Consider the following 12,738-nt stretch of genomic DNA (forward strand, 5'->3'; position numbering starts at 1 on the left):
GAGGCGGGATATTACAGTAATACAGTGAGTTATAGAATATAAATAGTACTGTAATTGTGTGAATATACATCTAACGTATGAGTTTTTAACTTTATAATATTTAAGTATATTGATTATAAAAAGCTATCTATACCAGTGGTTTAAAGGTTTTGCTAAACGGTTTGACTTAATTGAAGTTTAATTTGAAAATCGATATTGGCAGGAGGATATTTATTTTGTTGTCATAATGCCATTGTTAAACTAATATTCGCAGCCTAATTGAGTATTCACACTCTATTGAAAAATTCGGGCGTATTTAATTATTCCCTTTTAATTTAGCAAACCACGCCCCCTCGAAATTCTGACTTAACCTTGTTTTCTAAGTCCTAAAGTAAAGTAAAAAGCGTCGTCTCTTTGGATGTAGCATGTATGGTTTCGCCGATAAGTGAAGCAGTGCTGGATGTGATCGCAGATGCGTTAGTCGATAAAGGCTATAGTCTTTTATCAGATATCATTCCTGATTATGTTAGTTTAGCCCTACTTGAAAAAATGCAGGCTAAGCATGACATTGATTTTAAATATGCGGCTATTAGTCGTGGTATTGAACAGCAAGTTAATGCTGAGATCCGCTCAGATAAAATCAGTTGGCTTGATAAACAAGACCACACAGACAAAGCGTACCTGTCTATTATGGAGCAACTTAGAGAGGGCCTTAATCGACGCTTATTTATGGGGTTGTTTGATTATGAGAGCCACTATGCAGTGTATGAGCCTGGGGCACATTATAAAAAGCATGTCGATGCTTTAAAAGGCAGCCAAAATCGAATTCTTACAACGGTATTTTTCTTAAATCCACATTGGCAATTGGACGATGGCGGCGAGCTGCTTATTTATGATGAGTTCGATTTACTGCTAGAAACGGTAAAACCTCAGATGGGAACGTTAGCCATATTTTTAAGTGAGCGCTTTCCCCATGAAGTGTTACCAACATTAAAAACCCGTAACAGTATTGCGGGGTGGTTTAGGGTAAGTCATGCAACGCATGGTTTTTAATGGTATCTTTGATTTTAATGACGTGTTTTTTTAAATTTAGCACACTAAATAGGACGGGATATGAGTATTAAAGCGAAATGGTTATTAACGGCCTCGTTAGTATGTTTAAGCCAAGCTGTCTGCGCACAAGATCTGGCCGAGAAAGCCTTTGCCGATGAAGTGGTTCAGTGTGCAGCTTATTACCAAATCGCTTCGGAAGCGATTGGTGCAATGAACGCACCGCAAATGCAGGCAGTGGGTGAGCGTTTAAAAATATCGGCGACTGATGCTGCTACATTAGCCGCAAAATATCGCAGTGCAGAACAAGTAGCAAAAGATATTATAGCCGAGAAACAACAACAAATTGCTAAGTTAGGTGGCTCGTCTAATTTAGGCGGGTTAATGGGGCAATACAAAGAGTTGTGTAAAACCGTTGTCTATGAGCCTCAAAAACGTCTGGATTATTGGTCGATGGTGACCATGTAGCATCTCAATATAAATAACGCTATGTCGCTAATTACAGAAAAAACCGTATTCAATGAATACGGTTTTTTGTTAGCTGTTCATTTGTCACCTAAAAGAATTAATATGCACAGCCTATAAAAATATTCTTTAAGTCATTGTTTATTATTTTTTTATAGCCCATAGTTTGCCGCTAATCGGGGTAGTATATTTTGTTCTTGCAGCAGTGATATCCATTTTGTAAGTTGTTGCTTGCTAATAGGTGCTTTGGGATTTAATAAAACACCATGGTCATATTTTTGGTCCCATTTCTTAGAAATTAGTAGCTGAGATTTGACCTCAGGATACTGGGCTAAATAGAATTGCAAGTAAGACCAGGTTACAGGGGCGATATCCGCTCTGCCTCTGAGTATGCTCACAATTGAGGCCTCGTTTGATCTGACGAATTGAATATTATAATCATTATTAAGTGCCTTTGGGTCAACTTGCCACTGAGCAAATGCATAATGATATCCTCTTACCAGGCTGAGGACTTTACCGCTAAAGTTATCAAAATATTGTTGTTCGATAGCCTTGTCTTTCAACGCAATAAAGAGTTCTCCATCATTAATATGTAATGGCACAAATTCATGTTCAATATCTTGCCAACCCCAAATAGGGCTTTCAAATAATATCATGTCATAACGACCCATCTTATACGCTTTATAGCGGTTACTAATACTCGTCGCAACAAATTCAAATTGTACTTCTGATTGAATGCCATTCAATGCCTTTACCACATCAACTGATAATCCAGTATAAAGTCCATCACTTGATTGATTTAAGTAGGGCGCAAATTGATAACCAGCAACCTTAACAATAGGTTTGCTGTGGGCAGATTGTACCGATAAGACGGCAAAAATAAGTAATATGAATAATTGGCGATGCATAGTATTTTTGTGAGTATTATATATATGTACAAAAATGTACCACAAAGGTTGCAAGATAAATACTGTAATCAGAGTGACAATAAGGTGCATTGGTTAGATAAATAATATGAAATGGGCGTCATGATGAATAGAAGACAGTTTATGCAGTTCAGTTTAGTCACCACGACCATGCTGACCATAGGTGGCACAGCTTGGGTGAGTGTAGAACCTGAAGTGGTACCACTTGATATAGACTCCATGATTACATTGCTTGATAAGGTTATGATAAGTCATCCAGTCGCTAATGGAGAGTGGGATGTCGCTCAAATTCTGCAACACTGTGCACAGAGTGTGGAGTATTCAATGTTGGGTTATCCGCAACACAAATCTGATTTATTTAAAGTAACTCTTGGGTCATTGGCATTTGCTGTGTTTGAGTCAAAAAGAAAAATGTCCCATAGTTTAAGTGAACCTATCCCGGGTGCAGCAAGTTTGGATACGCATTTACTGTTGAATACGAGTCATAACCTCACAACTGCTTATGCGCGTTTTAAACAATCATTAATTGATTTTCGAGCCTATGATGGAGTCCTAGCGCCGCACTTTGCCTATGGTGCGCTAACTAAAAAGCAATATGAGTTAGCCCATGGCATGCATTTTATGGATCATTTACTTGAAGTTGAACTCCGATAGTCCTGATAATCATGTTATTAAAATAGACCCTAAGCGAGAAAATGATGTGGTTTCAAAAAAGCATCCAACTAACGGCTAAAAGACGAGGCTTTCACCTCGTTGAAGATGAGTTATTGCAACAATTACCTGAGCTTAAAACCTTTGAAATAGGCTTGGCGCATTTTTTCATTCAACACACTTCAGCGTCACTGACATTAAATGAAAATGCCGACCCAACGGTAAGGGGCGATTTTGAACGACATTTCAATGTTATGGTGCCTGAAAATGCCCCTTATTATCGACATACCTATGAAGGTGCTGATGATATGCCCGCGCATATTAAATCGTCACTCATAGGTGCTGAACTGACCATCCCCATTAGTAAGGGGCGCCTTAATTTGGGGACGTGGCAGGGGATTTACCTGTGTGAACACAGAGACCAAGGTTCGGCGCGCAATATTATTGTGACGTTAAATGGCCAGTAAGTAATCAGCTTGAGCCGCAGACCATTTTTATTTAGTTGAAAATTAGCTTATCGTGCCTGTCTTGCTTGTGTGAGTTCAAGGATTAGTGATAAATTTGTCTGCTAGAAACTTCAAAGCATCATATGTTTTATTATGTCGATGTTTCGCAAAACAAAAATGCCAACATTCAGGATGAATGGCAAATAATAAATAGGTGGTTGAAGTTGATATCTGTATATTTAGTTGATGATCATGAGTTAGTTCGTACTGGGATCCGTCGCCTTTTAGAAGATGAGCGTGGCATTAAAGTAGTTGGTGAAGCACATGACGGCGAAACCGCTGTACAGTGGTCTCGCCAGAATGAAGCTGATGTTATTTTAATGGACATGAACATGCCTGGAATGGGTGGTTTAGAAGCGACACGTAAAATACTACGTTATCAGCCTGATGCTAAAATAATAGTACTAACGGTACAAACTGAAGACCCTTTCCCTAAAAAAGTTATGCAAGCGGGGGCGTCGGGTTATTTAACTAAAGGCTCTACTTCTCCAGAAGTTATCCGTGCAATTAGCCAAGTGTCTCGCGGGCAACGTTATCTTTCTCCTGAAATTGCCCAACAAATGGCGTTAAGCCAGTTCGATAGCAGTGATGAAAATCCTTTTACCAGCCTCTCAGAGCGTGAGTTGCAAATCATGTTGATGATAACTAACGGTGAGAAAGTGAATGAAATTTCTGAAAAACTCAATTTAAGCCCTAAAACCGTTAACAGTTATCGTTACCGATTATTCGCAAAGTTAGGTATTAATGGTGACGTTGAATTGACCCGCTTAGCCATTCGATACAAAATGCTCGACACGGGTTCATTCTAATCAAATTTCACGAGAACCTAATTAGGTTGTCGTGATTTTTATTTGTGTCACCATTAACTGTGTTGTAATCAATTATGTCTGACGGGTTCCAATCTAAACCATTCCTTCGCACTGTAACATCATCACCAGGCGTTTATCGTATGTACGATAAACTCGATAAAGTGATTTATGTTGGCAAAGCTAAAGATCTTAAAAAGCGTTTAACCTCTTATTTTCGAGCCAATTTACCCAATGTAAAAACCCAGGCATTAGTCGCTAACATTGATCACATCGATGTCACAGTTACCCACAGCGAAACCGATGCACTTATTTTAGAAAATGACTATATCAAGCAGTACATGCCTAAATACAATGTATTGTTACGTGATGATAAGTCTTATCCTTATATTTTACTGAGTGGTCATAAACATCCGCGTTTGGCTTATCATCGCGGAGTAAAGCGCGAGAAAGGTCATTATTTTGGGCCATATCCTAACGGCGGTGCTGTTCGCGAAAGCCTTAATTTAATGCAGAAGTTATTCCCTATTCGTCAATGCGATGACCTGTACTACAAATCTCGTTCTCGCCCGTGTTTACAGTATCAATTGTCCCGTTGTAGCGCTCCGTGCGTTGGTATTGTGTCTGATGATGATTATCAAGAGCAGGTTAAATTAGCCACGTTATTTTTACGCGGCAAAGATCAGCAGGTGATCAGCACTTTAGTGGATAAAATGGAACATGCTGCTATTAACATGGCCTATGAGCAAGCCGCTCAATATCGTGATCAAATTAGCGCATTACGTAAAGTAAGTGAGCAACAAGAAGTCTCTAATAATAAAGGTGATATGGACGTTGTTGGCGTGCATTATGCGTCTGGAATTGTCTGTTTTCACTTACTGTTTATTCGAGAAGGTAAGATTTTTGGTAGCCGCAGTTATTACCCAAGTGTGCCAGTGGCCACAGAGTTAGATGAGGTATTATCATCATTTTTGGGGCAGTTTTATTTAAATGAAGACGTGCAGCGCACAGTGCCCAAAGAAGTGATCCTTAGCCACGAATTTGACGGGATGGAAGTGGTCGCCGCCTCAATAGAACAGGCGTTACAGAAAAAGTTTTCGATAAAAACACACGTTCGTGGTGAGCGAGCTAACTTTTTACGTTTAGCGATAACAAATGCCAGTAATGCCGTGGCTACCAGATTGTCACACAAGAATACAATTGAACAACGTTTTAGCTTACTAGAAGAGGCCTTAGAGCTGTCTACGCCAATAAACCGTATGGAATGCTTCGATATCAGCCATACCATGGGTGAGAGTACAGTGGCTTCGTGTGTGGTGTTTAATCGTGAAGGGCCGCATAAAGCGGATTATCGACGCTATAACATCAATGGTATAACGGGCGGAGATGACTATGCTGCAATGGAACAAGCAATTAGTCGCCGCTTTGACCGAATTGATGAAACCGGCAAGGTGCCTGATATTTTATTTATTGATGGTGGGCTAGGCCAACTTCGTATTGCGCAAAATATCGTTGATGAAAAATGTGTCCATTTAGCTAAACCACCTTTGATTGTGGGGGTAACGAAAGGAGAAGGGCGTAAAGCGGGGTTAGAAACCTTTGTATTAGGTGGTTCTGAAGAAATTATTCAAATTGCCAGTGATTCACCCGCATTTCACCTTGTGTTGCATATTCGAGATGAGTCTCATCGTTTTGCTATTACAGGACACCGTAATAAACGTCAGAAAACGCGTAATACTTCAACTTTAGAATCGATAGCGGGTGTTGGACCTAAAAGACGTAAAGCTTTATTGCAACATTTGGGCGGATTACAGGAAGTAAAGGGTGCCAGTGTAGCAGAATTAACAAAAGTTCCCGGAATTAGCCTAGAAATGGCACAAACGATTCATGACACATTGCGAGGGGGCTAAAATTAAGGCAAGATTGGCGCAGCTTACGAATAATTGGTCTATTTATGCCGTTTAACTTACCTATTGCATTAACACTGTTTCGTTTAGTGCTACTGCCTGTATTTATATTTTTCTTTTATTTACCCTATACTTGGGCACCTTTTGCTGCAGCATTTATTTTCTGGCTTGCTGCAGTGACGGATGCATTAGATGGTTATGCTGCCCGTAAATTAGGTCAACTAACCCGTTTTGGTGCTTTTTTAGACCCAGTTGCAGACAAGGTGATGGTATCGACTGCATTAGTCTTGTTGGTTCAGCAAAATGATAATATTTATTTAACTTTAGCCGCATTGTTTATGATTGGACGTGAGATTGTTATTTCAGCATTACGAGAGTGGATGGCTGAAATAGGCAAACGTGGTGTTGTTGCCGTGTCCTGGATTGGCAAATATAAAACAGCAGCCCAAATGGCCGCGATAGTCGGTTTGATTTGGCAACCTACGCCATTTCTAACGGATATGGCCTATGTGTTGTTCTATGTGGCAGCATTGCTGACGTTCTGGTCGATGATAAGTTACATTTCAGCGGCTTGGAATGATTTAACCGCGGAATAGCACATAAATACTTCAATAAGATTATTTAGTGCGCAAACGATAAGTTTTAATAAAAACAGCAATTGACACCGGGGATGAAATCGGTAAAATGCACCCCCGTAGACAAGAGACTAACAGCTAGATAGCCTAGTGCTTAAAGCGAGTTAATCAGATTTACGCGACATTAGCTCAGTTGGTAGAGCGATACCTTGCCAAGGTATAGGTCATCAGTTCGAACCTGATATGTCGCTCCAAATCCTTTTTTACGTTGTGGCGCGATGGCAGAATGGCTATGCTGCGGATTGCAAATCCGTCGACCTCGGTTCGACTCCGGGTCGCGCCTCCACTAAATTGCGTTTAATGGCTTTGATGTTAAAGCGATTAAAACAACACTTTGCCCGAGTGGTGGAATCGGTAGACACAAGGGATTTAAAATCCCTCGCTGAATAAGCGTGCCAGTTCAAGTCTGGCCTCGGGTACCATTATTAGACTCACCTTGATATTTTATATCTGGATTGAGTAATGGATAAACAAGCCTCGACATTGCGTCGGGGCTTTTTTTATGTCTATAGTTTTTTATGTCTATAGTTTTTTAATGTTTGAATTAGCAGGCACGCTAAAGCAAGCGTGCCACTGTCGTTGTCAGAACAGTCTGGCCTCGGGTACCATTATTAGACTCACCTTGATATTTTATATCTGGTTTGAGTGATGGATAAACCAGCCTCGACATTGCGTCGGGGCTTTTTTATGCCTATAGTTTTTTATGTCTATAGTTTTTTAATGTTTGAATTAGCAGGCACGCTAAAGCAAGCGTGCCACTTTCCGTTGTCAGTGCAGTCTGGCCTCGGGTACCATTATTAGACTCACCTTGATATTTATATCTGGATTGAGTGATGGATAAACAAGCCTCGGCATTGCGTCGGGGCTTTTTTATGCCTATAGTTTTTTATGTCTATAGTTTTTTAATGTTTGAATTAGCAGGCACGCTAAAGTAAGCGTGCCACTTTCCGTTGTCAGAACAGTCTGGCCTCGGGTACCATTATTAGACTCACTTTGATATTTATATCGAGATTGAGTGATGGATAAACCAGCCTCGACATTACGTCGGGGCTTTTTTATGTCTGAAATTTATTGGGTTAATAAGTTTATCGGCATTAGTTTTTTATCAAAAAAAAGCCTCAACAATCACAGTTGAGGCTTAAAATTTGAGTCTTGAAGACTATAGCGCCAGTAATTGCGGATAAAATTCGTTATCTAATTGGGCTATTTGGGTTTGCTCGTTGAGCACGTCAGCTAAGATCTCATGGCTGGTTAACGGATTCGCTAAAACAACTCTAAATACGGTTGTGTGCTGTCTTTGATACCTTGCTGGGCGAATACGGGTGCGAGATACAAATGACTTACCTTGTTCACGCTGGTGCTTTTGAATAAATTGAGTTAAACCATCTAAAAGCTCATTAGTTCTGGCAACCATTTCAAAGTCGTTAATCGCAATCGCTTCAGTAAGCTTTAACTGTACCGACAGCGGCACATACCGATAAGTTAACAAACAAAGCTCTGGTTCGGTGACTAGCTCAAACTCTGAATGTTGCTTTATTAGCTGTGCAAAATAACGGGCTTTTTCTAAGCTGTTATTGATCAATATTTCATAGCCTTCACGACCAATAATTTGTAGGCAAGCGTGCACTAGCATAGCCATGCCAGGGCGAGAGCCCTCAAGGGTTTGGCTGCCTAAATCCTTTGACCCCACACGGAGAATATATTCCGCATGATGGGCAATAGTATGTGCCAGTTCAGGGTCTTTAAATAACACCATACCAGCACCCATTGGCACATACATTTGTTTATGGGCATCAATAGTCACTGAGTCAGCCAGTTCAATTCCTTTAAGTAAATGACGATACTTATTGGACAATAAGCTGGCGCCGCCCCAGGCTGCGTCAACGTGAAAATGGCAGCCAAGTTCTGTGGCGAGTTCGGCTAACTCGGTTAATGGGTCTACGTTTCCTGTCTCTGTGGTGCCAGCAACGCCGACTATGGCCATTACTTTTATATTATTTTGTTCAAGCTTTAACGCGGCTTGACGCATGGCGGATACATCGACTTTATTATTGGCATCCGTAGGAATACTCACAATATTATCCCGACCAATGCTGAGTAAATCAGCGGCTTTACCTAATGAATAGTGGCCTCGTTCAGACACTAAAATTGCTAAGTCATCATAACCATAATGGCGTAGTGCTTTGAGCATGCCTTCTCGGCCTACACCTTTGAAACTTCCCTCAGCTTTTAACACTTGATTGCGGGCTATCCACAGTGCAGTAATGTTGGCCACTGTACCACCAGAGCAAAATGCGCCTAAAGAATGATTGGCGCTGTGCATCCATTGTTGGTAAAAGGTTTCATTTTGATCATAAATTAAATGATGCATCATGCCTAAAACCTGACGCTCAAGTGGGGTAAAGGCTTTAGATGTTTCAATTTTAACTAAGTTTTGATTGAGCCCAACCATCATTTTAGACAAGGGCAATACAAAATAGGGTAAAGCAGAGGTCATGTGGCCAATAAAGCTCGGCGCTGATGTATGCACTGAGTGAGCCACTAAGTTTTGCATGATTTCATCTGTATAATCAGATACAAAGCGAGGCGCAGCTGGTATTTTAAACGCTTGAAAGTCGGTTTCTATTTCTGCCAATGGTTTTTCTAACGCGGCAATGCTGTTTCCCAAAAAACCTGCTAAGTCTTGGGAAAGCTTTTGTTCGATAATACTTAAGGTCGACTTAGCATCTTCTGGCACAGTAAAAATGCGCAATAAACTTTGTTCTGATGCATAAGCTTGACGGGTTATATTCGAGGTCATTTAGGCTTGCCGTAATAATAAAAAAGCGCCTCAATGAGTATTGGTTAATGTTGATAGAAGTACAACAACACCCATTGACGAAATAAGGGGGCTAACTTTACTTTATGGCTTAGTTTGCTTCAAGTTTTTATCTTCATTGCCTGTGGGGCAATCGTCATATTTTTACTACAGCTTTATCACCTAAACTAACCGCAGTAACTAACGTGCAATACCCATGTTAGGCACATTGAATTTCTGCATGGTTTGCAGCACAACGCATGCTCGGCTAGATTGGCAATCATTTTGCGTTGGTCGACAGTTACGGCTTGTTAACTGATTAAGTGTTTTTATTTTACACATACACAATAAAAATGTTCGATTACCGCACTAGAGTCATGTTTATCCGCAAGCCTGCACTAAATAGCCGTCAGTTATGCTAGTATTAGCCACTAATTTTTGTGCCGTTTTGATTAAAGAATAACCTCTGTTGTTTAATTAACTCTCTGGTACAAAGTGTAATTTTTAAGGGAGACATTATGTCTATTAAGACAAGTATCAACCCGCCTGTATTTCTCTCTTCAGTTATTCTTATTACCATGATGGTTTTACTCTGTGCCATCGCACCAACTGAAGCTAACTTGTTTTTTAAATCAGTACAGCACTGGTTAGAAGTAAAAACGGGTTGGATGTACATATTAGGCGTTGCCATCTTCTTAGTGTTTATCATTTTCGTCATGATGAGCCGCTTTGGAGATATTAAGCTGGGGCCAGAGCATTCTGTGCCTGATTATAGTTATAAAAGTTGGATCGCCATGCTGTTTTCGGCAGGTATGGGCATAGGGCTGATGTTCTTTGGTGTAGCAGAGCCTGTGATGCACTACCTGGCACCACCCGATGCATCACCTGAATCGATTAAAGCGGCGAAAGATGCATTAAAGATTACTTTTTTCCACTGGGGCATTCATGCTTGGGCTATTTATGCTGTAGTGGCATTGTCTTTAGCCTACTTCTCGTATCGACACAAATTACCTTTATTACCTCGCTCCGCTTTATACCCGTTAATTGGCGAGCGGATTTATGGCCCAATTGGTCATGCCGTTGATACCTTTGCGGTACTTGGCACTATGTTTGGTGTGGCTACTTCATTAGGTTTTGGTGTGCTGCAGATAAACTCAGGTTTGAGCTATCTTATTGACGGCCTGCCTAACAATACCACTGTGCAGGTGGTGTTGATTGTGATCATCACAGGCATTGCCACTTTATCGGTGTTTTCAGGACTCGATAAAGGCGTAAAACGCTTAAGTGAGTTGAACTTAGGTTTAGCATTATTATTAATGGTATCGGTATTAGTGCTGGGGCCAACTGTGTTGTTGATGCAATCTTTTGTGCAAAACACCGGTGGATATTTAAGTGAGATTGTTGGTAAAACATTTAACTTATATGCCTATGAGCAAAAAGATGACTGGATAGGTGGTTGGACATTATTGTATTGGGGCTGGTGGATCTCATGGTCTCCTTTTGTGGGTACCTTCATTGCGCGCGTCAGTCGCGGGCGTACTATTCGTGAATTCTTAATCGGCGTGTTATTTGTGCCATCAGCGATTACGTTTTTATGGATGACAGTGTTTGGTAATACGGCAATCGATGCCATTGCCAATCATGGTGCGAGTTATTTATCTGAAGCGGTATCCAGTGATGTATCAGTTGCACTGTTCAAGTTTTTTGAACACATGCCATTCTCGACGATTTTATCAACAATTGCTGTCTGTTTAGTGGTGACATTCTTTGTGACATCATCTGATTCTGGCTCACTGGTTATTGATAATTTAACCTCGGGCGGTGACAATAATGCTCCGGTTTGGCAACGTATATTTTGGGCTGCATTACAGGGTGTTGTAGCATCTGTGTTATTGGTGGCGGGTGGTTTACAAGCGCTGCAAACGGCCGCTATCGCCAGTGCAATGCCATTTTTAATCGTGATGCTATTGATGTGTGTGGGTCTGTATAAAGCATTAAAAGATGATTGGCTTAAAATCAACAGCGTGCAGTCACACAATACCAGCGTGCAATATGTTAAGGCCAATATGACCTGGCAAGACAGGTTAGATATTTTAGTGTCTATGCCCACTAGAGAGGATGCACAAAATTATCTTGATACCATAGCTCAACCGGCTTTAACCGAGATGAGAGATACCTTAATAAGCAAGGGCCAATTAGCGGATATTATTTTTAAGGATGAGCGGGTTAGGTTAGTTATTGGTCCCGATGACTTATTATCGTTTGTATATGGCCTTCGAATACGAGCTTACACAGTTACGGGCACAACAGAAGAGAATATTAGCTCTGATCAAGCCTATTATCGTGTGGAGGTTTTCCTTGAGCACGGTGGTCAGCAATATGATGTGATGGGTTACACTCAAGAGCAAATTACAGCAGATATTGTCACTCAATATGAGCGTTATTTGCATTATGTGCACTTGTCTCATGCGGAACTTGTCGATTAATTAACGCTAATTACTGCACATTTGTGCATTAACAAAACAAAATCATTGCCCCAAGCGATAAGCCTTATTATCCTTGGGGCAATTTATTTATGCTGAGGTTAGATTCGACATGGTTGGTGAGAGCAAATTAGACAAGGTATTGGCTGAAGCAAGAGACTATAAAGCCAAGCGCGAGACAGGTTATCGTGAACAGGCGTTAAAGCTCTACCCTTGGGTTTGCGGACGCTGTACTCGAGAGTTTACCCATAAAAACTTGAGTGAGTTAACCGTACATCATCGTGATCATAACCACGATAACAATCCATCGGACGGCACTAATTGGGAGTTATTGTGTTTATATTGTCATGATAATGAACATTCGCGTTTTGAAGAGTTAATTCGTTATGGCAGTACCACAGAAAACAAGCAAGATGTCGCGACCCATAATCCGTTTGCCAATTTAAAATCGATGATGAAAAAGTAAGCTGATTTATTCATAGTGCCAATAGCCATATCAGCTTGAATGCCACGAATGGGTCAAGCTGAGTGCT

The 12,738-nt window shown here is 40.7% G+C and carries 11 protein-coding genes and 3 tRNA genes; 12 read left to right on the plus strand and 2 right to left on the minus strand.

The window, feature by feature from the left end:
• Window positions 1–408 precede the first annotated feature (408 nt).
• Both ACRWQL_RS16145 and ACRWQL_RS16150 read left to right on the plus strand, forming a co-directional pair.
• Window positions 409–1,032, plus strand: coding sequence for a 2OG-Fe(II) oxygenase (locus ACRWQL_RS16145; protein WP_434951045.1), 624 nt, complete (start codon window positions 409–411; stop codon window positions 1,030–1,032).
• A 60-nt stretch (window positions 1,033–1,092) separates the two neighbouring features.
• The gene (locus ACRWQL_RS16150) at window positions 1,093–1,497 is read left to right on the plus strand and encodes a hypothetical protein (RefSeq protein ID WP_434951046.1); all 405 of its coding nucleotides are present in this window, start codon (window positions 1,093–1,095) and stop codon (window positions 1,495–1,497) included.
• 149 nt (window positions 1,498–1,646) lie between these two features.
• On the opposite strand, the gene ACRWQL_RS16155 is transcribed toward ACRWQL_RS16150, so the two are convergent.
• On the minus strand, window positions 1,647–2,402 hold the full coding sequence (locus tag ACRWQL_RS16155) for a substrate-binding periplasmic protein (RefSeq protein WP_434951048.1): 756 nt from the start codon (window positions 2,400–2,402) through the stop codon (window positions 1,647–1,649).
• 120 nt (window positions 2,403–2,522) lie between these two features.
• Here ACRWQL_RS16155 and ACRWQL_RS16160 point away from each other — a divergent pair, with 120 nt between their 5' ends.
• The 8 genes from ACRWQL_RS16160 (at window position 2,523) to ACRWQL_RS16195 (ending at window position 7,347) form a co-directional block, all read left to right on the plus strand.
• Window positions 2,523–3,074, plus strand: a complete 552-nt coding sequence (locus tag ACRWQL_RS16160) for a DUF1569 domain-containing protein (protein ID WP_434951050.1) — start codon at window positions 2,523–2,525, stop codon at window positions 3,072–3,074.
• Between the two features lie 41 nt (window positions 3,075–3,115).
• Window positions 3,116–3,538, plus strand: coding sequence for a secondary thiamine-phosphate synthase enzyme YjbQ (locus tag ACRWQL_RS16165; protein WP_434951052.1), 423 nt, complete (start codon window positions 3,116–3,118; stop codon window positions 3,536–3,538).
• 203 nt (window positions 3,539–3,741) lie between these two features.
• Entirely contained in the window at window positions 3,742–4,386 is a 645-nt protein-coding gene (gene uvrY / locus ACRWQL_RS16170) for a UvrY/SirA/GacA family response regulator transcription factor (RefSeq protein ID WP_226414368.1), read from the plus strand.
• A 74-nt stretch (window positions 4,387–4,460) separates the two neighbouring features.
• On the plus strand, window positions 4,461–6,293 hold the full coding sequence (uvrC, locus tag ACRWQL_RS16175; protein WP_434951054.1) for an excinuclease ABC subunit UvrC: 1,833 nt from the start codon (window positions 4,461–4,463) through the stop codon (window positions 6,291–6,293).
• Between the two features lie 44 nt (window positions 6,294–6,337).
• The gene (gene pgsA, locus ACRWQL_RS16180; RefSeq protein ID WP_226414372.1) at window positions 6,338–6,886 is read left to right on the plus strand and encodes a CDP-diacylglycerol--glycerol-3-phosphate 3-phosphatidyltransferase; all 549 of its coding nucleotides are present in this window, start codon (window positions 6,338–6,340) and stop codon (window positions 6,884–6,886) included.
• A 157-nt stretch (window positions 6,887–7,043) separates the two neighbouring features.
• Window positions 7,044–7,119 (plus strand) — tRNA-Gly (locus ACRWQL_RS16185).
• 18 nt (window positions 7,120–7,137) lie between these two features.
• A tRNA-Cys gene (locus tag ACRWQL_RS16190) sits at window positions 7,138–7,211 on the plus strand.
• A 50-nt stretch (window positions 7,212–7,261) separates the two neighbouring features.
• Window positions 7,262–7,347: transfer RNA gene (locus ACRWQL_RS16195), tRNA-Leu, on the plus strand.
• A 737-nt stretch (window positions 7,348–8,084) separates the two neighbouring features.
• Here ACRWQL_RS16195 and panP read toward each other — a convergent pair.
• Window positions 8,085–9,725, minus strand: coding sequence for a pyridoxal-dependent aspartate 1-decarboxylase PanP (panP, locus tag ACRWQL_RS16200; RefSeq protein ID WP_434951055.1), 1,641 nt, complete (start codon window positions 9,723–9,725; stop codon window positions 8,085–8,087).
• A 515-nt stretch (window positions 9,726–10,240) separates the two neighbouring features.
• On the opposite strand from panP, the gene ACRWQL_RS16205 reads away from it, so the two are divergent.
• A complete protein-coding gene (locus ACRWQL_RS16205; RefSeq protein ID WP_434938510.1) occupies window positions 10,241–12,208 on the plus strand; it encodes a BCCT family transporter in 1,968 nt (655 codons plus the stop codon).
• A gap of 109 nt (window positions 12,209–12,317) precedes the next feature.
• Window positions 12,318–12,671 (plus strand): YajD family HNH nuclease, encoded by a 354-nt coding sequence (locus ACRWQL_RS16210; RefSeq protein WP_226414380.1) that lies wholly within the window; start codon window positions 12,318–12,320, stop codon window positions 12,669–12,671.
• The last annotated feature ends 67 nt before the right edge of the window (window positions 12,672–12,738 follow it).

Origin of the sequence: Shewanella sp. HL-SH4 (assembly GCF_051164845.1) — a bacterium.
In the GTDB taxonomy this organism is placed as follows: Bacteria; Pseudomonadota; Gammaproteobacteria; order Enterobacterales; family Shewanellaceae; genus Shewanella; species Shewanella glacialimarina.